The 21688-nt window shown below is 47.2% G+C and carries 25 protein-coding genes; 21 read left to right on the forward strand and 4 right to left on the reverse strand.

The window, feature by feature from the left end:
• Positions 1–16: 16 nt before the first annotated feature.
• The gene (locus C0033_RS10655) at positions 17–607 is read left to right on the forward strand and encodes a nitroreductase family protein (protein ID WP_103227854.1); all 591 of its coding nucleotides are present in this window, start codon (positions 17–19) and stop codon (positions 605–607) included.
• 37 nt (positions 608–644) lie between these two features.
• Here the strand turns inward: C0033_RS10655 and C0033_RS10660 are convergent, their stop codons facing one another.
• Positions 645–1802 (reverse strand): UxaA family hydrolase, encoded by a 1158-nt coding sequence (locus tag C0033_RS10660; RefSeq protein ID WP_242984470.1) that lies wholly within the window; start codon positions 1800–1802, stop codon positions 645–647.
• 27 nt (positions 1803–1829) lie between these two features.
• Positions 1830–2108, reverse strand: a complete 279-nt coding sequence (locus C0033_RS10665; protein WP_103227856.1) for a UxaA family hydrolase — start codon at positions 2106–2108, stop codon at positions 1830–1832.
• A 203-nt stretch (positions 2109–2311) separates the two neighbouring features.
• Here C0033_RS10665 and rsmH point away from each other — a divergent pair, with 203 nt between their 5' ends.
• The 17 genes from rsmH to C0033_RS10750 all read left to right on the forward strand — a co-directional run bounded on the left by rsmH (position 2312) and on the right by C0033_RS10750 (position 16656).
• Positions 2312–3367, forward strand: coding sequence for a 16S rRNA (cytosine(1402)-N(4))-methyltransferase RsmH (gene rsmH, locus C0033_RS10670; protein ID WP_103227857.1), 1056 nt, complete (start codon positions 2312–2314; stop codon positions 3365–3367).
• A gap of 162 nt (positions 3368–3529) precedes the next feature.
• On the forward strand, positions 3530–3934 hold the full coding sequence (locus C0033_RS10675) for a hypothetical protein (protein ID WP_103227858.1): 405 nt from the start codon (positions 3530–3532) through the stop codon (positions 3932–3934).
• 39 nt (positions 3935–3973) lie between these two features.
• On the forward strand, positions 3974–4351 hold the full coding sequence (locus C0033_RS10680; protein ID WP_103227859.1) for a chemotaxis protein CheW: 378 nt from the start codon (positions 3974–3976) through the stop codon (positions 4349–4351).
• Positions 4330–5157: a protein-glutamate O-methyltransferase CheR gene (locus C0033_RS10685; RefSeq protein ID WP_242984471.1), complete on the forward strand. Its 828-nt coding sequence runs from the start codon at positions 4330–4332 to the stop codon at positions 5155–5157. Before C0033_RS10680 ends, C0033_RS10685 begins: the two co-directional genes overlap by 22 nt.
• Positions 5158–5160: 3 nt before the next feature.
• The gene (locus tag C0033_RS10690; RefSeq protein ID WP_103227861.1) at positions 5161–5772 is read left to right on the forward strand and encodes a CheB methylesterase domain-containing protein; all 612 of its coding nucleotides are present in this window, start codon (positions 5161–5163) and stop codon (positions 5770–5772) included.
• A 6-nt stretch (positions 5773–5778) separates the two neighbouring features.
• Entirely contained in the window at positions 5779–6147 is a 369-nt protein-coding gene (locus tag C0033_RS10695; RefSeq protein ID WP_103227862.1) for a response regulator, read from the forward strand.
• A gap of 26 nt (positions 6148–6173) precedes the next feature.
• Positions 6174–7856 carry a HAMP domain-containing methyl-accepting chemotaxis protein gene (locus C0033_RS10700; RefSeq protein ID WP_103227863.1) on the forward strand — a complete coding sequence of 561 codons (1683 nt, stop codon included), beginning with the start codon at positions 6174–6176 and terminating at the stop codon, positions 7854–7856.
• Between the two features lie 13 nt (positions 7857–7869).
• Positions 7870–8247: a response regulator gene (locus C0033_RS10705; RefSeq protein WP_103227943.1), complete on the forward strand. Its 378-nt coding sequence runs from the start codon at positions 7870–7872 to the stop codon at positions 8245–8247.
• Positions 8248–8251: 4 nt separating this feature from the next.
• A complete protein-coding gene (locus tag C0033_RS10710; RefSeq protein WP_103227864.1) occupies positions 8252–8863 on the forward strand; it encodes a chemotaxis protein CheC in 612 nt (203 codons plus the stop codon).
• Between the two features lies 1 nt (position 8864).
• A complete protein-coding gene (locus C0033_RS10715) occupies positions 8865–9341 on the forward strand; it encodes a chemotaxis protein CheD (protein WP_103227865.1) in 477 nt (158 codons plus the stop codon).
• Between the two features lie 25 nt (positions 9342–9366).
• On the forward strand, positions 9367–10314 hold the full coding sequence (locus C0033_RS10720) for a diguanylate cyclase (protein ID WP_103227866.1): 948 nt from the start codon (positions 9367–9369) through the stop codon (positions 10312–10314).
• 6 nt (positions 10315–10320) lie between these two features.
• The gene (locus tag C0033_RS10725) at positions 10321–12417 is read left to right on the forward strand and encodes a chemotaxis protein CheA (RefSeq protein WP_103227867.1); all 2097 of its coding nucleotides are present in this window, start codon (positions 10321–10323) and stop codon (positions 12415–12417) included.
• Positions 12407–12850 (forward strand): chemotaxis protein CheW, encoded by a 444-nt coding sequence (locus C0033_RS10730; RefSeq protein ID WP_180994677.1) that lies wholly within the window; start codon positions 12407–12409, stop codon positions 12848–12850. Before C0033_RS10725 ends, C0033_RS10730 begins: the two co-directional genes overlap by 11 nt.
• 260 nt (positions 12851–13110) lie before the next feature.
• Entirely contained in the window at positions 13111–13704 is a 594-nt protein-coding gene (locus C0033_RS10735; RefSeq protein WP_103227869.1) for a sigma-70 family RNA polymerase sigma factor, read from the forward strand.
• Between the two features lies 1 nt (position 13705).
• Complete coding sequence (locus tag C0033_RS10740) at positions 13706–15001, forward strand: hypothetical protein (RefSeq protein WP_103227870.1); 1296 nt, start codon at positions 13706–13708, stop codon at positions 14999–15001.
• Between the two features lie 75 nt (positions 15002–15076).
• On the forward strand, positions 15077–15754 hold the full coding sequence (locus tag C0033_RS10745; RefSeq protein WP_103227871.1) for a uracil-DNA glycosylase: 678 nt from the start codon (positions 15077–15079) through the stop codon (positions 15752–15754).
• A 68-nt stretch (positions 15755–15822) separates the two neighbouring features.
• On the forward strand, positions 15823–16656 hold the full coding sequence (locus C0033_RS10750) for an undecaprenyl-diphosphate phosphatase (RefSeq protein WP_103227872.1): 834 nt from the start codon (positions 15823–15825) through the stop codon (positions 16654–16656).
• A 69-nt stretch (positions 16657–16725) separates the two neighbouring features.
• On the opposite strand, the gene C0033_RS10755 is transcribed toward C0033_RS10750, so the two are convergent.
• On the reverse strand, positions 16726–16971 hold the full coding sequence (locus C0033_RS10755) for an HPr family phosphocarrier protein (protein ID WP_103227873.1): 246 nt from the start codon (positions 16969–16971) through the stop codon (positions 16726–16728).
• Between the two features lie 342 nt (positions 16972–17313).
• On the reverse strand, positions 17314–18345 hold the full coding sequence (locus C0033_RS10760) for a 3-deoxy-7-phosphoheptulonate synthase (protein ID WP_103227874.1): 1032 nt from the start codon (positions 18343–18345) through the stop codon (positions 17314–17316).
• Between the two features lie 167 nt (positions 18346–18512).
• On the opposite strand from C0033_RS10760, the gene C0033_RS10765 reads away from it, so the two are divergent.
• Genes C0033_RS10765 through C0033_RS10775 form a run of 3 tightly spaced genes read left to right on the forward strand, consistent with a single transcriptional unit; the run spans position 18513 to position 21685 of the window.
• A complete protein-coding gene (locus tag C0033_RS10765) occupies positions 18513–19097 on the forward strand; it encodes a DUF4358 domain-containing protein (RefSeq protein ID WP_103227875.1) in 585 nt (194 codons plus the stop codon).
• Positions 19098–19113: 16 nt separating this feature from the next.
• A complete protein-coding gene (locus C0033_RS10770; protein ID WP_103227876.1) occupies positions 19114–20502 on the forward strand; it encodes an MBOAT family O-acyltransferase in 1389 nt (462 codons plus the stop codon).
• Positions 20503–20515: 13 nt separating this feature from the next.
• Positions 20516–21685 (forward strand): DHHW family protein, encoded by a 1170-nt coding sequence (locus C0033_RS10775; protein WP_103227877.1) that lies wholly within the window; start codon positions 20516–20518, stop codon positions 21683–21685.
• The last annotated feature ends 3 nt before the right edge of the window (positions 21686–21688 follow it).

The following is a 21688-nucleotide window of genomic DNA, read 5'->3' on the forward strand; positions in this document are numbered from 1 at the left end:
AAGAGAGGAATTTAAGATGATAAAAGCCATATCGGACAGACGCAGCATTCGTAAATACAAACCGGACAGCGTGCCCCGGTCCGTAATTGAAGAAATCGTGAGAGCAGGAACACTGGCACCGTCTTCAAAAAACAGGCAGCCGTGGAAGTTCATAATCGTTACAGGCGATTCAAAAGAAGATATGCTTTCGGCCATGGAGAGAGGATTAGAAAGAGAAAAAAGCGATCCCCTCCTTCCCGAAAGCGCAGAACATCTGAAAGGAGCAGAATATACATTAAACATAATGAAACAGGCCCCGGCCGTCATTTTTATCATGAACACTTTGGGCCAGGACCTGAACACTCCGCTTAACGCCGAACAGAGGATATATGAAATCTGCAATGCCCAGTCAATCGGCGCAGCCATAGAAAACATGACATTAACGGCGGCTGAACTGGGCCTTGGAAGCCTCTGGATCTGCGATACCTATTTTGCCTATAAGGAGCTGTGCAGTTGGTTATCCTCAGAAGGCCAGCTATATGCGGCCATGACAATCGGCTATGCCGATGAGTCACCTCATCCGAGACCCCGAAAGAACCTGAATGACATCATCGAATGGAGAAAATAGTTCCTGCCAATCTATTTATTATTATCAGAGCCTGCCGTCAGCAGTATTCGCAGGCTCTACTGATAATTACGTCTGAATATCCAAAACCGTAGATTTCCGCTTTCGTCAGCTTTCCATTTAAAGTGGCCACGATTTCCTTCATGGTGAAATCGGCCATCTCTTCTAAAGACACATGTTTTTCCAGCACATCTCCCATATTGATATCATGGTTATCCTCCATGCGGCGGTAGGTTTCCCCGTTTCCGGTCACTTTTAAAACCGGAGCAACCGGATTGCCGATAGAATTGCCACGGCCTGTGGTGAAGACTACCAGCTGGCAGCCGGCCGCTATCTTGGCTGTGGTGGAGATCATGTCATAACATGGGGTATCCATCAGAATCAGGCCCTTTTTTGTAGGCGGCTGGGCGTAATCCACCATCTCCATAATCGGCGTATGTCCGCCTTTGTGAATACAGCCCAGGGATTTTTCTTCCAAAGTGGTGATTCCGCCATCTTGGTTGCCGGGAGAAGGCTGCGTTTTCCGGATATCCTCACCGGCGTCGATCTGCTCCTGTTCCCGTCCATGGACGATATCCAGAATCCGCTGTCCAAGCTCCGGCGTAGCGGCGCGTTTGGCGAGAAGGTGTTCGGCGCCGATCATTTCCACGGTTTCACTGAACATGGAGATTCCGCCCATACCGATCAGACGGTCGCTTACAAGACCCATAACCGGATTTGCCACGAGACCTGAGGTGGCATCCGAACCGCCGCATTCCACGCCCAGCATCAGCTCGGAGATGTCGCATTCTTCACGCATGCAGGTGGACGCATCGGTGATCATCTTCTGTGCGATATGAGTCGCTTTGGCGATGGTGTTGATAGTGCCGCCTTCCTGCTGGATCAGCAGTCCTTCAATCGGTTTTTTGGTCCGCTGTCTTACCAAGGCCAGAAAATCCTCCATTTTGTTCAGTTCACAACCTAAGCCGATGGCAACTACCCCGTATATATTCGGATTGGCGCAGAGGCCTACGATAATATCCCTGGTGCGCTGAAGATTTTTGGCGGTTTCCCCGCAGCCGTTCTGGTTGATAAATGATACGGCTCCGTATAGGCCGTCGGCTGTTTTTCTGGCAACTTCTGCCGCACATCCCACGGTAGCCATAATTAAAACATGATTTCTAATTCCCACCGTGCCGTCCGGCCGGCGGTATCCCATAAATTTCATATAAGTTCCATCCTTTCTTTACGAAACGGCGCTGGCCGCATTATGCGTATGTACATGGCTGCCTTTGGCGATATGTTTCGTAGCCACCGCCATGATTTCCCCATATTTTAGAACCGGCTGTCCCTCCGGAATATCCGTTACCGCAACCTTGTGATAGATGGGAACTCCGCTGGTTGTCAGCGTACATATATCGACGCCGTTCCGGTAGCAGACCAAGTCTCCGTCGTGCAGTTCTTCCGTCACCGTAGCCACATTGTCTTCCGGATGGATTAAAATCGCGTTGAATGTCTGTTCCATGATAAATGAATACCTCCTTTAACTCCCGTTTAAAATTCACTTTCCTATAATATAAACATAGTTCAGAACGAAGGGTACGTCAAGAAGATTTCAGTTCGATTTCGTCTTTTAACAGATATTTTTTAAAGTGTTTGGAAAATCTCAGAATTTAGAATATAATAGTAGTCATAATATCGAAGTAAGTGAAATCAGTGAGGTAAAGAATGGATAATCAGGAACAGGAGCAAAAACACAAGAGGCGCGTGCGCTATAAAGGCACCCATCCTAAAAAATATCAAGAAAAATATAAAGAACTCCAGCCGCAGAAATATGCGGATACAATTGAAAAAGTAATAAAAAAGGGAAGTACTCCTGCCGGCATGCATATCTCCATATGCGTGAAAGAAATTCTGGAATTTCTACAGATAAAACCGGGACAAACCGGTTTGGACGCCACCTTGGGATATGGAGGGCACACGTTGGAGATGTTAAAATGCCTGGAATCCAAAGGCCATATCTACGCGCTGGATGTGGACCCTATAGAGCTGGAAAAGACCAGAAAACGTCTGGCGGACAAAGGATACGGCCCTGAGATTCTGACCATCAAGCAGATTAATTTTGCCAATATCGACGAAGTGGCGGCCGAAGGCGGCCCCTTTGATTTCGTGCTGGCTGATCTGGGCGTTTCTTCCATGCAGATTGATAATCCGGAACGGGGATTTTCTTATAAACACGAAGGCCCTCTGGATCTTAGGCTGAATCCCCAAAAAGGAATTTCAGCGGCGGAACGGTTAAAAGAGCTTGACCGGGAAGAACTGGAAGGAATGCTGACAGAAAATTCGGATGAGCCTTATGCGAAAGAGATTGCGCGTGCCGTGATGTCGGAGTTAAAAAAGGGAAGAGAGATTTCCACAACCACAAGGCTTCAGCAGGTAATTGAGGACGCGCTTCATTTTATTCCGGAAGATAAGAGGAAAGAAGCGGTGAAAAAATCCTGCCAGAGAACATTTCAGGCGCTGCGGATTGATGTAAACAGCGAATTTGAAGTGTTGGAAGAGTTTCTGGAAAAGCTTCCGGGGGTGTTGGCTCCGGGCGGGCGTGTGGCGATTTTGACCTTTCATTCAGGAGAGGACCGGCTTGTGAAGCAGTTCTTTAAACGGTTTTTCCGCGAGGGAGTTTACAGCGAAATCGCTAAGGATGTTATCAGGCCGTCGGCAGAGGAATGCAGCCTGAACAGCCGGGCCAAGTCCACTAAGATGAGATGGGCAATAAAAGCCTGACCGGATTTGCGGCAGCCGGGCCTTGTTAGTATTCACGGCAGAGGTTCCCGGGGCCGTGAATACTAACCGGGCCTTCCCTTGAAAGGAGAAAGACTGCTTGCTCTTATGCGGCGAATTTAGTACACTTATAAGTAAGCAAATAATCGGGAATAAAGGAGAGATATGGAAACTCCATATATGTTGATTTATACGGGAAATTTATATTTCCTGATAGAAACAGACCGGATCGAAGCCGTGGTGTCCCGTCAGAAGAGAATGAGCGGCGAAGTTCCGGTTTTTTTATTAGACCGTTTGTGCGGCTTAACGGGAGATGGGGAAAATGAATACGTTCTTCTTTTGAATGCCGGGGACGCGAAGTTCGGGATTGCGGTCGAGATGGCCGAGGGGCTTTTAAACGTGAAGGATACGGATCAATTGTTTTTGCCGGAGGAAGTGAGATGCAGGGCGAATCAGTATCTGGAAGCGGCGGTTCCCATAGACAGGGAAGAATGCCCTGCGGCATACTGCGTGAATGTATTGGAATTATATAAGAAAGCGGTGGAAACAGAACCATCCTATTGGATGTGAGAAAAGTGAATACCGTTTCATATATTTAAGGAGGGGAATATGAGTGAAAGCGCTGCGGCAGAGGAAAAACGGCTATCCGTGATTTCTGTAAGATGCAGGGATCACACCTATTTAGTGCCGTTTAACCTTATAGAGACGATTCAGACAGCCCCTGTGGTAATGCCGGTGCCGGATTCACCGGAGGAAGTGATCGGAATTGCCATACACCAGGGAAAAACCGTCCCATATCTGTATCTGGATGCGGAGGAGATGGAATTTCAGCCTGTAAAATGCGGAATTTTACTGAAACAGAGGGATGGAAGAGAGATTGGAATGGCTGTTGATGAGATAGGCGATCTTTCAGAGATTTCCCATCAGGCGCTGGAAGAACAGTCAGAAGGGTTGAAATATCAAATTTGGAGGGAATTGCTGTTGTGATAAGGCTGTCGGACAGAGAATTTTCATATATTGTTCAGTTTGTAAAGGATAACTATGGGATCGCCCTGGAGAAGAAAAGGGTTCTCATCGAATGCAGGCTGAAAAAAGAGCTGGAAAAATGCGGGGCGGATTCATTTGGAACGTATTTTCAGATGGTGGAAGCCGACAAGAGTAAAAAGATGGCCGACGAGATGATCCACCGTCTCACGACACATTATACATATTTTTTACGGGAATCCCTTCATTTTGACTTCATCAGAGATAAGATTCTTCCTGAGGTGGAAAAAAATGGTCCGGGAGACAGTTATTATATCTGGTGCGCCGGCTGCGCCACCGGAGAGGAAAGCTATACGTTAGCCATGGTTTTGGAGGATTATAAGGATATGGGAGGCCATCTGCCCCCGTATCAGATTGTGGCCACGGACGTGTCGGCGGCGGTGCTGGAACAGGCCAAAACAGGCGTCTATCCGATGAAGGAGATGAAAGCATTTCCTGTTTCCTGGCAGAAGAAATATTGTACCGTATTGGATGACGGCACGTTTCAGATGGTGAAAAGGTTAAGAGAAAAAATTCAGTTCCGGAAACAGAATTTGATGGAATCGTTCCGGCAGTTCAGGAAATACGATTTGGTTCTGTGCCGGAATGTTATGATTTATTTTGATTCGGAAGTGAGGCAGGCCGTTGTTAAGAATCTGGAGGACAGTCTGAAAAAGGGCGGGTATCTGCTTGTAGGCCATTCGGAACTGCTGTCCAGGGGCAATACGTCTCTGATGTGCGTGGGTCCGGCCGTTTATAAAAAGGAGTAGCTTATGGATCGGGAGAAGGATGAGGGCAGTGCAGTTGTATTGAGCAGCAAGGTGATTGCAATAGGGGCGTCCGCGGGAGGCCCCGGCATTCTGCTGGGCATATTGAGACAGCTGCCGGCAACGGTGCCCGGCATCGTGGTAGTCCAGCATCTGAGCCAGGGTTTTACCGCCTGGCTGTCCGAATTCCTGAACAGCCAGTGCCGTATAAAGGTGAAGGAAGCGGCGAATCTGGAACCGGTTTGTAATGGAACCGTATATGTTGCCTCCGGCGGAACCCATCTGAGCATTATGAAGGGCGGCCAAGGATACTATCTGAAATGCGGCGGCAGCGATCTGAGAAATGGAGTCTGCCCATCTGCGGATGTGCTGTTTTCGTCAGCTGCATGCGCGGGCAAAGACGGCATGGGAATTATCCTGAGCGGTATGGGAAGAGACGGCGCGGACGGCCTTTTTAAGATGTATCAGGCAGGAGCACTTACCATCGGACAGGATCAGGCCAGCAGCCCGGTTTACGGAATGCCTTATGAGGCGAAAAAAGCCGGAGCAGTGAGAATAGAATGTACACCGGAACAGATCGTGGATCAGATATTGAGCTTTTCCGGAAGAGAGGATTAAAAGATTATGGGAAAAGAAATTTTGATTGTGGATGATGCGATGTTTATGAGACGCATTATCAGAGAGAGCCTGCAGGAGCAGGGGTTTGAGAATCTTTTGGAGGCAAAGGACGGAGAAGAAGCGGTAAAAATCTGCAGAAACCAAAGGCCGTCTCTGGTATTTTTAGATATTACCATGCCGGGGAAATCGGGCATGGAGGTTTTAAAAGAACTTTTGGAGATTAAGCCTGATATAAAGGTGGTTATGTGTTCTTCCATCGGACAGGAGGAAACCATACGAAGAGCCACACATGCCGGAGCAGTTGACTTTATTGTGAAACCCTTTCAGAGAGAGCGCATTGTATCAATTGCGCAAAAGTATCTGGAACAGAGTTGAAATTTGGATGCGCGGGGGACTATAAGATGAAAACGAAGTACAAGAATATGAAAGTGGGAAAAAAGCTGCTGTCATCATTTGCATGCATTTTCTTGTTATATATTATTACGATTATCGGTGCACTGACCGCCATCCGCAGCATTTCGGCCGCCATGCAGAATTTCTATGACAAACCGTATCAGGTGGTGGGAATGGCCCGAAGGATGCAGGCTTCCATCCAGGGAGTTGGAAGGAATCTGCTCTGTTTTATTGTCATAGAGGACGAAAAGGAAGGACATAAGTATCTGGATGAGGCGAGAGAGTTTGCCAAGGTGATTGAAAGCGGCATCCCTCAGTTATTGGATAATGAAGCCGGTGATAATACAATTATCATGGATGTGGAAGCAAAGGTAACTAAGCTGAAACCTTACAGGGATCAGGTGATAGAGCTTTTGGAAGAAGGTAAAAAGCAGCAGGCGCTGGAGGTTTACCGGAATGATTATGAACCTATGGCTGTAGAGGCCAGGGCCGCTCTTAACCTGCTTGTGGAAAGCTCTGCCAAAGAGGCGGATGATTACCTCCATTCGGGAAAAGAAGTGCAGATGCTTATGAATACCTTCATTCTGGTATTGGCTGCTGTTGTAATGACCGTTTCTGTGATCGTATGGATGATAACCACCAGAAGCATTACGATTCCTGTGAAAGAGATCCAAAGGGCAGCCAGACAGGTGGCGGCAGGAGATCTTCACCCGAATCTTACCTATCAGGCGGATGATGAGCTGGGAGAGCTGGCGGAAAATATCCGTATTACGGTGAGCACTCTCCACGATTATGTATCTGAAATCGAAAAAGCCCTTGTAGCGGTAGGAAATGGGCAGCTGAAATACAAACTGGCTTCGGAATTCAGGGGTGAATTTGTGACGCTGAACCAGGCGGTTGAAAGCATTAAGAATCTTCTTCAGGGATCTATGCAGCAGATTGGAAGCAGTGCGGAGCAGCTGTCTGTTGGAGCGGAACAGCTGTCCAACGGAGCACAGGTTTTATCACAGGGGGCTTCGGAGCAGGCCGCGTCCATCGAAGAACTGGCGGCAAGCATCAACGAAATCTCTGAAGGCGTAAACAGCAATGCGGAGAATGCGGTGAAATCCAGCCAGCTTGCGGACCAGGTGGGCAATCAGGTTTTAGACAGCAATCAGCAGATGAAGCGCATGATAGCGGTAATTGAAGCGATAAAGAAGAATTCCGGTGAGATCAGCGGAATCGTAAAAGAGATAGAGGACATCGCATTTCAGACCAATATTCTGGCTCTGAATGCATCCGTAGAAGCTGCCCGGGCCGGTGAAGCAGGACGGGGATTTTCCGTGGTGGCAAATGAGATAAGGAGGCTTGCATCGAAAACATCCAGCGCTTCCAAACTGACTTCCGATCTTGCGTTAAAGAATACGGAAACCGTGGACGAGGGAATGCAGGAGGCCGATGATACGGCGCAGTCTTTGATGAAAGTGGTGGACGGCATGCAGGATGTCACATCCATGGTAGACCGTATTTCCGAGGCATCGGTGCAGCAGGCGGATGCCATTGTCCAGATTAGAAAGAGCATTGAACAGATCTCCGATATTGTGCAGGGCAATTCGGCCACTGCGGAAGAGAGCGCGGCTGCCAGCGAAGAGCTGTCCGCACAGGCTCACCTTCTGAAAGATCTGGTGGAGAAGTTCGAAATTGACGAATAAGGGAGAAACAGGAATGGATAAAAAGATATTGGTGGTGGATGATGCGCTGTTCATGAGAGCAATGCTGAAGAAAGTTTTAAATGAAGCCGGTTTTGACCAGGTAATAGAGGCTGTAGATGGTGAAGAAGCAGACCTCGTATATGAAAAAGAGAAGCCGGATCTGGTTCTGATGGATATTTCCATGCCAAAACTGAACGGAATTGAGGCGCTGAAACGGATAAAAAAGAGAGATCCTGAAGCGTTGGTGATTATGTGTTCTGCGGTTGGCCAGGAGGCCATGATTATAGAAGCGATGGATGCCGGAGCTTATGAGTTTATAGTGAAGCCGTTTAAGCCGGAACAGATCATAAGATCCATAAAGGCTGCTCTGGGAATTACGGAGGTGGAATAGAGATATGAAACAGTATTCGGAACTGGACGAGATGTCACAGGATATTCTGAAAGAATTGGGCAATATCGGAACCGGCAATGCAATCACCTCTTTATCCAGCATGGTGGGATTTACGTTTGACGTAGAGCTGCCCCAGGTGGAGCTGGTGGAATATAGGGATGTTCCTGAGCTGTTAGGCGGAGCGGAAGTATTTGAAACAGGAATTATGCTGGAGATCAGCGGAGACTTGTCGGGTATTTTTATGTTTTTGCTGGATGAAGAATTTACAAAGAGTGTGCTGAATGCCCTTTTAGGTGAGGAAGTAAGGGATCTGACGGCTATGGACGAGATGTGCCGGTCGGCTGTCTGCGAGGTTGGCAATGTGGTGTGCTGCGCTTATATCAATGCGCTTGCCAGACTGATGAATGTAAAAATCCATGTTTCGGTTCCTTCTATCTGCAGCGACATGGCGGGCGCTATTTTAAGCGTTCCCATGATACATTTTGTAAATGTCAGCGAGGAGCTGCTGATGATTAAGAATAAGTTCAGCGCTGAGCAGTTATCGTTTACAAGCCATGTGTTGTTCCTGCCGGAATTGGAATCCCTTGATAAAATACTGAAAGTTCTTGGTGTGTGATATGGACGCGGTTATTGTGGGTATTGCAGATGGGAAAACAGTAAAAAATCCAGGCAAACTGGTATCATATGCATTGGGTTCCTGTGTTGGCATCTGTTTATATGATCCTCTCGTCAAGATAGCGGGAATGGCTCATATTCTTCTGCCATACCAAAGTGGTGCGGTAAATCAGAATAATGTTTATAAATTTGCAGATACGGGCGTGCTGTCCCTGATAAAGGAGATGGAGAGCCTGGGAGGACAACGATCCAGAATGACAGCAAAAATCGCGGGCGGAGCGGAGATGTTTCAGCATGCCGGCGCTCATATGAAGATCGGGGAGCGCAATATCAATGCGGCGAAAGAGGCCCTCTGTCTGGCCGGAATTCCCATCTCTGCGGAAGATACGGGAGCCCATCACGGGCGCACCATCTGTTTTTCTGCCGAAACGGGTGAACTGGAAGTGAAACGGGTAGGCGGAAAGATTCTAAGATTATAAAAATACTCTTATTGGAGGAGTGGTTATGAGTGAAGCGGATAAACAAACGGTTTTAATAGTGGATGACAGCATATTCATATGCGGACAGATTAAGATGATTCTGAAAGATGAGAATCTGATCCTTGCGGAGGCGCATTCCGGAGAGGAGGCTATAATGGAGCTGAAACGGTGTAAGCCGGATCTGATCCTGCTGGACGTTGTGCTTCCGGATACGGAAGGATATGAGCTGTGCCAGATGATCAAGGCACAGGACCAGAACCATGCAGCGATTATCTTCATAACCTCCAAGGACAGTGATGAGGACGTTGTGAAGGGATTCTCCATGGGGGCTTGTGATTATATTAAAAAACCGTTTGGAAAAGAGGAGCTGCGTTCCAGAGTTATGGCCCATCTCAAGATGAAGAAGCAGAAAGACGAACTGGACCGTATGAATAAAGAACTGCAGATGAATATGGAAAAGCTGAATTACATGGCATTTCGGGACGGCCTTACCGGTTTATACAACCGGCGCTATGTGCAGGATGACTTAATGGATCAGATAGAGGACGAAAGCCGGGAAAATGTGAGCAATGTGATCGTTATGGCGGATGTGGATAATTTTAAGCGTGTCAATGACCAGTATGGCCATGAGGCGGGAGATATGGTTCTTGTCTGTATTTCCAATATTATGGAATCTGTCTGCAAGCGCCATAAGGTGATCCGCTGGGGCGGAGAGGAATTTTTGCTGGTACTTTTTTCCGTGACCGAGGAAGAGGCCTTTGATATCAGTGAAAAGATAAGGAAACAGATTGAGGAATTTCCGTTTGCCCACAACGGCGTGGGATTCCGGTGCACGATTACCATGGGACTTAATTCCTATGACAGGAGTGTAAGCATGGAGGAAAATATCGCCCGCACGGATAAAGCGCTGTACTATGGAAAGAGGCATCAGAAAAATTGCAGTGTCTGGTATGAAAAACGATTAGAGGAGTAAACCGGTATGGGGTATTTTGACAGCGATACACTGGCAATGTTGGACATTTATCTGCTGGAAACCAGACAGCTCATGGAGAACCTGGATGAGATTCTGATGGAAGGAGAAAAAACAGCCACATTTTCTGCAGAAGATATCAATCACATTTTTCGTATCATGCATACGATAAAGAGTTCATCCGCCATGATGGGGCTGTCGGGGCTATCGGAGATCGCTCATAACCTGGAGGATCTGTTTGCCATACTCCGGGATAATCTCTGCCTGGCGGAAGGGAAGCAGACGGAACTGTTTAATTTGCTGTTTTTTGCATCTGACTTTATACAAAAAGAGCTGGAATTGATGGTTCAGGAGGAGTATGATCCCACCTCGCCGGAAGAGATGAAACAGGAGATATCCTCCGTTTTAGCCCAGCTCAAAGTGCGCTTGGATTCTCAGGTTCAGGCGGAGGCAGAGAAAACAGAGCAGAAGGGGCCGTCCGGCACCTGGATCAAAGTTTTTTTTGAAGCGGACTGCAAGATGGAGCATATACGGGCATATATGCTGATGCGTCAGCTGAAGGAACAGATTCCGGAAGCGGCCAGTATTCCGGAAAGTCCGGAAAAGGACGCCGGAGCCGAGAACGACATCAGGGAAAAAGGACTGAGGATACGGATCGGGCAGGAGCGGGTCAGCGAAGCACTGGAATTGATAAAGAAAGGATTATTCGTCAGCCGGTGTGAACTGGAAGAGGCGCAGGAACCGGAAGCAGCTCCTGTGAAGTCAGACGCGGATCACGGCAATCCGGATACCGGTTTTGTGAAAGCGGATAAAGAACGGGAGAAAACGGAAAAAGGGCAGAAAGAACAGAGTGACCATGCACAGCAGACCAGGGAGAACGTGGAAACGCAGTCCAGAGTGGATACGGAGTATGTCAGCGTCCGCCTGGACCGTCTGGACGATTTGCAGAACCTGACCGGAGAATTGATCATCCTGATGTCGGCATTCCGCAATGAGCTGAGAAAACCGGAATATGCGGAACTGGAAGAACTGTACGGATATTCGGCAGGACAGATTTTGGGCGATTTGGAAAAGACGGTGATGCATATGAGAATGGTGCCGGTGGCTCAGATCATTCCCAAGCTGAAACGCATTGTCCGGGATTTGGGGAGGAAACAGGGAAAGAAGATCGAGTTTATCGTTTCCGGTCAGGACGTGGAAGCGGACAAATACATTGTGGAGCAGCTGTATGAGGCCAGCATGCACGTTATCCGCAATGCGGCCGATCATGGAATTGAGACGGCAGAGGCGCGGAAAAAGGCCGGAAAAACGGATTTTGGAACCATTTCATTTTCCGTGGAAAGTTCCGGCGGCGAGATGATCGTGAGGATCAGCGATGACGGGCAGGGCATGGATGAAGAGCAGCTGAGAAAAAAAGCCAGAGAAAAACAGCTGTTTACCAAACCGGAAGAAGAGTATACGCTGGAAGAGATTTTCGAACTCTCCACTCTGCCGGGCCTGTCCACCAGAAAGCAGGCAGACGAATATTCCGGCCGCGGGGTCGGAATGGATATCGTAAGAAAGATAACGGAAGACAATGGAGGCCACCTGCGGATTGAGAGCAAAAAAGGGAAGGGAACGTCTATCATCCTGGATCTTCCCCTTGCACATACCATTGTGGAGGCAATCCGTTTTAAGGTGGACGGATCTATATTCAGCGTGCTTTCCCATCAGGTGTGCCGCTTTTTTGAATACCGGCCGGACGATTCTGCGGTTCATGAGGAGTATGGGCGCCAGGTTATCCTGTACGATAACCAGATCTTTCCGGTGATCGATCTTGCGGACTTTTATGGACTGAAGAATAATCCGGAGGCAAAAAAGACTTTGATTCATATAAAAGGTGTGGAAAAAGAGGCGTGCCTGCTGGTAGACAAGGTCTATGGGGAAGAAAAACTGGTGCAGAAACCGCTTCCCGACTTGTTCGGAAACGGATTTCAACGGCAGACCGCATTGAACGGCTGCAGCGTGCTGGGAAATGGAAGCATATGCATGTCCATCGACGTGGAGACTTTGATTTCCCTTGCAGGATATGAACAGGGAAAAGGAGGGATGCAGAATGGAAATTGAAACGGCCAGGGAGTTGCTGTGTTTTTCCTCTGACGGCGCATATTATGCGGTTGATTTTCTGGATATAGTGGAAATCTGCATCCATATCAGGTTACAGTTTGTGCCCCGCCAGCCGGAACATTTTTGCGGCGTATTTTATTATAAAGGAATGATTGTTCCCGTGGTGCGGCTGGGCGGACGCAGAGAGGAAATGCCGGATGGAAATGCGACGGTTTTAGTGGTTAAAGGAAAGCCGGATTTGTTCGGAATTCTTCTGCCCGGTTCTCCGTGGATGGAAAGTGTGGAAGAGAAACACCTTGCCAAAGATCATTCGGGCGCAGTGATTCCCGAACGGTGGGCGGCCAAAGGGATTTATTGGAAACATGACAGGATGATCTGTTTATTGGATATTGACAGAAGCAAAGAAATGCTGTCTGCGGATGTCAGAATATAGATAAAGAGATTGGATGTGTATTGATCCGATTTAATAGCGTGGATTTGTAGGAAGGAAAGCGGGTTTACCGCCTCCTGATACATGCCCACGCTTTTTTCGTGCGTCAATATTGGCATTTCAGTTGGAGGAATCCGTTGAATGGGAAGAAGAAATTCATTAAAAAGTAAGGGAAAAAGTGAAAGAAATCTTCTTTTTTGCTGGTATAGTATTATATAAACCTTCAGCTGAAACCAATATCTCGAAAGGGAATCAAAAAACCTATGAAACAGAATAAAATCAAATTACCGGACGACGGGAAAAGAAATGTGGATTATCAGATATCAGGAATGGATCAGGAAGAACTGTACCGCACATATGCACCGGCTGCCCGCCTGGTCTGCCAAAGAATCCTGTATCCTTTGGGAACGAAGGAGGATGTGGAAGAGGTGGTGCAGGATGTGATGTGTGAACTTTTAACCTGCCCGGAAAAGTATGATGAATGCAGGGCCAGCTTTAAAACATATGTGGCCGTGGTGGCCCGCAGCCGGGCTTTGAACATGGTAAAAAAGCTGTCGCGGCTGAAAATGGTTCCGATGGAAGGCGTATTGGAAATCGGCCTGGAAGATAACCGGGCGGTGGAATGGGAGGAATTAAAGGATCTCATAAAACAGATATTAAAGTCTTTAAAACCAAAAGAACAAAAGCTGTTTTCTATGAGATTTTTATACCACATGACAATTGAAGAAATAGCAGAACAGTCCGGTTCCTCCCGGGCCGCAGTGGATATCAGGATCAGCCGCCTGAGAAAAAAACTGGAAAAAATCTTCTCGGAGGAAGGAATCACCATCCGGGAAAACAGGAAACAGGAGGTATAACATGAAAGAATTCGAATCATTAGAAAATTACATAGACGATGATCTGGTATTGCTGCTTTCCAAAGATATTTTTCCGGAAAAACCTCTGAGTCTGTCCAAAACTAAGAGAGGGAGAATCTGGAAAAATACCGCCGGAAAAGGGATGGCTGCCGCAGCCTGCCTGCTTTTTATCTTAGCCATCTGGAATGTTAACGGCATTACTGCGGCAGCAAAGGGGCTTGCGGCATTTCTGTTTGGAGGAAGGGTTACGGAATCGGAAACAGACGGTTATTATGTATTGAGAGAAGCCGTGACATTTGGAACAGACGGCAGCTATTGTTTAGAACTCGCATACAGGGATGGGAGCGACGTTTATGCGGTGATAAGCAGGAACAATGCGGATGGAGTCGGGAAAGCCAGCTTGGTGGTAAATGGCAGGTCTTATGAAGAATCAGATAATAGCAGCAGAGGAATGACTGTGGTGGAACAAGTGCCTGGCTCCGAACAGGAGGTGAAGGGAAAAAGTGAGCTTCAGTGTCATTTCACAGGGGTGGAAATGAGCAGTGACATGACCTTTTTGGTGGAGGGACAAAGTGTGACGGTCCGCTTAGAAGCGCCGTTTCGAACTGCTCTGAACCAGGATATGACCGTGAACACATCGGGCGTGCAGTGGACGGTTTTTCCATTAACACCGGACAAAAGTATGGTGGGAATCATCATGGAGACGGATCACGTATGGGGAACCGGAAAAAATCAATGCAGTGTGGAGCTTTTTCAGCCATCTTTTATTGGAGAGAGCGGAAGAAGATATGAGGCGGAAAGCATAGGGGAGGGAAACCAAGTATGGAAAGCCGTTGAAAAGCCTCAGGAAGCCGTTGTGGGATTTGGAACGGAGGGCCTTGTTTATGAGCTGTATAATACAGATGGAGCGCTTTTGACCTATACATTCCGTGTTCCGGAAAGAGGGGGATATCTGCTGACTGACGACATTCTTTCCGTGGACGGGCTGGAACTGAGGCTGAAAAGAATCGAGAGAAGTGAAGAAGATCATATAACGCTCTTTTTCGAACCGGATACCAGTTTGGGAGTTCTATCAGGAGGCAGCTTGTCGGATGAGGCTCATACCAGCCACGGCTGCGGCGCAGGCGGAGATGAGTTTTCCTTATCTTTGGGGTACACTTATTACAGAATGGAGGATGATCATAAAACCGTGAAGGAAGCGGTGTATCAATTTCCGTATGATACCGGGGACGAGATGACGGTTGCTATTGAAAAACTGCAGATCAGAAGCGAGATTGGGGGAGAAGCGGGGTTTTAGGATTTGTCCTGTTGAAATGTGTCGTCAAATAGCATATAATGTAACTGAATTAATTCGCAGAGGAGAGATAACACCATGGGAATGATACAGAATGACTGGATAGATAAGATCGGCAGTGAATTCAGGAAACCATATTATGCAAAGCTCTATCAGTTTGTAAAAGACGAATACAGCACCCGGGTCATATACCCCCCGGCAGACGACATATTTAATGCATTTCATTTTACCCCGCTGAGCAAGGTTAAGGTCGTGATCCTGGGACAGGACCCTTACCACAATGTAAACCAGGCGCATGGGCTCAGCTTTTCAGTGAAGCCGGAGCAGAAGGAGATTCCTCCGTCCTTAATCAATATCTATCAGGAATTACAGGATGATCTGGGCTGTTATATGCCAAACAACGGCTATCTGAAAAAATGGGCGGATCAGGGCGTGCTGATGCTGAACACGGTTCTGACCGTGCGCGCACATCAGGCCAATTCCCATCAGGGGAGAGGATGGGAACAGTTTACCGATGCGGTCATCCATGCGGTGAACGAACAGGACCGTCCCATCGTTTATATGCTTTGGGGAAGACCGGCTCAGTCTAAGGCGCCGATGTTAACCAACCCGAAACATTTGATTTTGAAGGCGTCTCATCCAAGCCCTCTGTCCGCATACCGTGGATTCTTCGGATGCAAGCATTTCAGCCAGGCCAATGAATTTTTAAAGGCCAACGGTGCAGAACCGATCGACTGGCAGATTGAAAACTTGTAAAATCTGGGGCCTCAGTGCCCGCAGACAGGATATGCAGGAAATACATAGAGAAGAACAGGAGGGAAGATATGTCAGTGATTGAGATATTAAAGGTGATCGTGCTCGGCATCGTGGAGGGCTTTACCGAATGGCTTCCGATCAGCAGTACCGGACATATGATTCTGGTGGATGAGATCATTCATTTCAATATTACGGAAGAATTCAGAAATGTTTTTTTAGTAGTGATTCAGCTGGGCGCGATTCTGGCTGTGGTAGTTTTATATTTTAAGAAACTAAATCCTTTTGACCGGTCGAAAAAGCCCAGCCAGAAGAGAGCTACCATGTTTTTGTGGCTCAAGATTGTGGTGGCTTGTATTCCGGCGGCCATATTCGGATTTTTGATCGATGAGTGGATGGAAGCGCATCTGATGAACTCTTATGTGGTGGCGGCGATGCTGATCCTCTACGGAGCGCTTTTCATCGTAATCGAGATGAGAAACCAGTATAGGGAACCCATGATTACAAAGACAACACAGCTGAATTACCAGACCGCTTTATACATCGGATTGTTTCAGGTGCTGGCCCTGGTGCCGGGGACTTCCAGATCAGGCGCTACGATTCTGGGGGCGATGCTGTTGGGATGCTCCAGAAGCGTTGCGGCAGAATTTTCATTTTTCCTTGGAATTCCGGTTATGTTTGGGGCAAGTTTATTAAAGCTTTTAAAACATGGCCTGCATTTTTCAGGGGTGGAGATGTTTTATCTGCTGTTGGGAATGGTGATCGCGTTTGTGGTTTCCGTTTATTCGATCAAGTTTTTGATGGGATATATCAGAAAAAATGACTTTAAGTTCTTTGGATATTACAGAATCGTTCTGGGTGTTATTGTATTGATTTATTTTGGTATCACATCGGCAGTTTCATAAAAAACAAATAAAAAAGAAGGAACTGGTTAAATGCCTGTTTTCCTTCTTTTTTAATGCCTGCTCATTCTTCTACGGCAGGAACATCTGCTCGATCTTTTTCCCTGCATCATCTTCGTCTACTCCATTGAAATAAAATAATAAATGTCCGTATTGAGTTACAAGGTTTCGCTTCATCTCGTCATAATTCTTTGCATTCACTTTGTTTTTACCGCATTCAACAAAGATGTCGCATGCAAAGGAGTTCGCTGTGTTAATCAGCATAGATATAGGAACCGGATTGTATCTCTGTAACGTGTCTACCCGTCTTTTTACCATACCCCAACCTCCTTTTAACCGGGGATAGCAACTATCCATTAACAAGTAACAGCGCTTTAAAGTAGTAACGTAGTATTTATAACTACTTCTATTACAATTCTATCACTTTTGTGGAAAATGTACAAGCGATATCTGGAAATATATGTAAAATTCATAAAGTCTTAATAAAATAAAGAGCCAATGACAAAAATATTCCCAAAACTGGTTTGAAAATTTAGAATATATTGATAAAGTTCCAAAAGAAAAAGAGAATATGAAATTTTTGTAAAAATTAATTAAAATTTCATATCCTCTAAGAATTTCGTTTATAAATCAGGAAACTCCGCCGCGTCAGGCAGTTCCTTATACAAGACCTTCGGCGATCTCATAGATCAGGCGCTCAGAATCTTCCCATCCCAGACATGGATCGGTGATGGATTTTCCGTAACAATGTTCGCCAACCTTCTGGCCGCCCGGCTCGATATAGCTTTCGATCATAACGCCTTTGACAAAATTGCTGAGCTCTGCGGAATGGCGTCTGCTGTGAAGCACTTCTTTTACAATACGAATCTGCTCCTGATACTGTTTGTTGGAATTGGAGTGGTTTGCGTCCACGATGCAGGCCGGATTCTTCAGATTTCTCTGGCTGTATAAGTGGTGAAGCAGAATCAGGTCCTCGTAATGGTAGTTGGGCAGGCACTGGCCATGCTTATTCACCGCTCCCCTTAAAATGGTATGGGTCAGAGGGTTGCCCTCTGTCTTCACTTCCCAGCCGCGGAAGATAAAATCATGGCCCTGCTGAGCTGCAACCACGGAGTTGAGCATAACGGACAGGTCTCCGCTGGTAGGATTCTTCATGCCGACAGGGACTTCACATCCGCTGACGGTTAAACGGTGCTGCTGGTTTTCAACCGAACGGGCGCCTACTGCGATATAGGACATCAGATCGGACAGATAATTTAAGTTTTCCGGATAGAGCATCTCGTCCGCCGTGGTTAAGCCGGTTTCCTGGATAACCCGCATATGCATTCTGCGGATGGCTAAGATTCCCTCGTACATATCCGGTTTCTTCTCCGGATCGGGTTGGTGAACCATGCCTTTATAGCCTTCGCCTGTGGTTCTTGGCTTGTTGGTGTATACACGGGGGATAAGAATGAGCTTATCCTTAACCTTTTCCTGAACAGGAGCCAGGCGGCTGGTGTAATCGCAGACGGAGTCTTCGTTGTCTGCGGAACAAGGGCCGATTACGACAATGAACTTATCACTTTCCCCTGTAAATACTTTTTTAATTTCTTCATCTCTTATCAGTTTCGCTGAAGCTACGTCCTTTGGAACCGGAAACTGTTCCCGGATTTCGTCCGGGGTTGGTAATTTATTAACGAATTGGAATCCCATTTTTCCCTCTCATTCTTTCGCTGTGCCGTTATGGACCGCCCGGATTTCCAGAAAAAGAGGAAAATCTTACGGTCAATGTAAGCGAATCGTAAATTGACTGGCATCTAACAACCCATTATAATATAAAAGTGTTGTTTCATCAATAATTTTTGAGGAGAATGTAAAGAATGAAAAAATCGTATTTAATTGTACTGGCAGGCTTGATTGCAGTTTCAGTTACCGCATGCCAGCCAAAGACCACTCAGAATCAGGAATCGTCTGCACAGGAGACTACTGTGGAGGCCTCTTCCGAAGAAGTGAAAAAAGACGTGGATATAAGTGAAATACAGAAAAAGATACAGGAAGCATATGGTGAGGCCTATATTCCAAGCATGGATTACGATGGGCAGGCCATGAATGATTTATTTGGAATCGGTGAGGATATGTATGAGCAGTATATCGCCCAGGGACCGATGATCAGCGTCCATGTGGATACATTTGTAGCCGTAAAAGCTGCGGAAGGAAAGGCTGATGCGGTGGAAGAGGCGCTGACCGCTTACCGTGACAAACAGGTGAATGATTCGGTTCAGTATCCTATGAATCTTCCTAAGGTTTCTTCCTCTCAGGTTGTGCGCCACGGGGATTATGTGTTCTTTGTGATGCTGGGAACTCCGGATGAGGATGCGGAACTCAAAGGAGAAGAGGAAGCTTTGGAATCCGCGAAAAAGAATAATCAGATAGCCATTGATATTATCGACGGATTCTTTTCATAAATAAACAGGAGATCATATGGTATTCAGCAGCTTATTGTTTTTATTCCGGTTTTTGCCGGTGATGTTAATTGCATATTTCGCTGCGCCGGGGAGACTTCGCAATGGGATTTTATTCCTTGGGAGTCTCTTCTTTTATGGCTGGGGCGAACCGGTTTATATCGTGCTTCTGCTGTTTTCAACGGCGGTGGATTTCACCCACGGCAAGCTGATCGGGCGGTTTAAGGAAGAGGGAAGGACTGCTTTTGCCCGGGCGGTTTTATTGTCCTCTGTGGTGATTAATCTGGGCTTATTGGGATTTTTTAAATATTTTTCAGGGCTTCCTCTTCCGGTGGGGATTTCATTTTATACATTTCAGACCATGTCCTATACCATAGACGTATACCGGGGAAATGCGAAGGTACAGAATAATATCATCGCATTCGGCGCTTATGTGTCCATGTTCCCGCAGCTGATAGCCGGGCCTATCGTGCGCTACAGCACCATCGAAGAGGAACTGACGGGCAGGAAGGAAAGCGTATCCCAATTCGCGCTGGGTGTCCGGTATTTTGTGATCGGCCTTGGGAAAAAGGTGCTTTTAGCCAATCAGATGGGGGCGCTGTGGACGGAGATTCAGGGTGTGATGCAGCCGGACCGTTCCGTTTTCATGGCCTGGATCGGTATTTTTGCATTTGGAATGCAGATTTATTATGATTTTTCCGGATATTCGGATATGGCCGTGGGACTCGGCCATATGTTCGGATTTCATTTTCCTAAGAATTTCAACTATCCTTATATGGCTGAGAGCATCACGGATTTTTGGAGAAGATGGCATATTTCTCTGGGAACCTGGTTTAAGGAATACGTCTACATTCCGTTAGGCGGCAATAAAAAGGGGAAAATGAGGCAGGTCTTTAACATCATGATTGTCTGGACGCTGACCGGAATCTGGCACGGCGCAGGGATGAATTATCTGCTGTGGGGCGTTTATTTCGGCGTGCTGCTTTTGATAGAAAAGCTGTTTTTGAACCGTTTTCTTGAGAAATGGCCCTCTTTGCTCCGCCATGGATATGCGATGTTTCTGGTGTATCTGGGCTGGGTATTGTTTGTACATGAGGACATGGGGGCGGGAATCCGGTTCCTGGGAGAATTGTTCGGGTCAGGAGTTTCCTTAAAGGCCACGGGACGGACCTGGTATCTGTTTTGGTCCAATCTGCCGTTAATGATCTGCTGCGCGGCCGGAGCTACCGGCTGTATGAGCCGGATCGCGGGACGGCTGTCCGGAATTGCAGGGGATGGGGAGATTGAAGAAGGTCTCTCTCTGCAAAAAGGTCTGGCCATATCTCTGTTTGCGGCGGCGGTTCTCATCGTAACCACCGCTTATCTGGTAAATGCAGGGTATAATCCATTCCTGTATTTCCGTTTTTAAGGAGGTGAAGCGGATGAATAAAAGCGGCAGCAGGCTGATAACAGGAGTGTTTCTGGTCTTTTTGCTGGGCGTATCGGCGGCCGGTATTTTCTGGCCTGAGAAAGGCTTTTCCCAGTCGGAAAACCGGTATCTGCAGAAAAAGCCGGAATTTTCCCTGCAAAGCCTGGCGGACGGAAGTTATGGGAAAGCGTATGAAGCCTACTTAGGGGATCAGTTTCCTATGAGGGATCATTGGGTCGGCCTTAAAGTGAGGGTGGAGCAGGCCCAGCTCAGACGGGACGTAAACGGCGTTTATCTGGCAAAGGACGGATATCTGATCGAGAAGTTTGAGAGGGAGGACCTGGAAGGTGGGCAGCTTGACAAGAACCTGGACGCAGTGGCGAAGTTTGCTTCACGCATGGAAATGGAGCTGGGGCAGAACCGGGTGCGGGTGATGATGGTTCCGTCCGCATCTCAGATTTTAACGGATAAGCTGCCTCGGTTTGCAGCACCTTATGACCAGGAAATCATTATACGGAATATGGAAGAAAAGCTTTTGGAAGAAGGGGCCGGAAAAGAAATGATGGTGCCGGTTCTGAGTTGGCTGGACAGCCATAATGAAGAAGATATCTTTTACAGAACCGACCATCATTGGACGGCAGAAGGCGCTTATTACGGATATCAGGCATGGGCGCAGTCCATGGGCATGGAACCTTGGGGAAAAGATAAGTTTACCGTGGAAACGGTATCGGAGGATTTTCTGGGCACTGTGTATTCCAAAGTGAACGTGACAACCCGCCCGGACAGCATACAGCTTTTTCTGCCGAAGGAGGAACAGGAATATCAGGTGACCTACGACGGTCTTCCAAAGGTATACGACAGCCTGTACAGTTTAAAGGCGCTGGAGGGGAAGGATCAGTATGCGGTCTATCTGGACGGGAACCATGGACTGACCGTGATTCAGAACCAGTCGTTACAGAACGAAGGGAGAAAGCTTTTAATTGTAAAGGATTCTTTTGCCCACAGCTTTGCACCTTTTGCAGCCAACCATTTTGAGACGGTTTATATGGTGGATTTAAGGTATTTCAATGCGGGAATAGAAGGATTTCTAAAGGAAAACGGGGTGACCAATCTTTTGATTTTATATCAGATTCCAGGCTTTTCAACCGAAACCACGGTGAGCAAGCTTTTGTGGCAGGGTTAACAT

This window comes from Clostridium sp. chh4-2 (assembly GCF_002899675.1).
Taxonomy (GTDB): Bacteria; Bacillota; Clostridia; order Lachnospirales; family Lachnospiraceae; genus CHH4-2.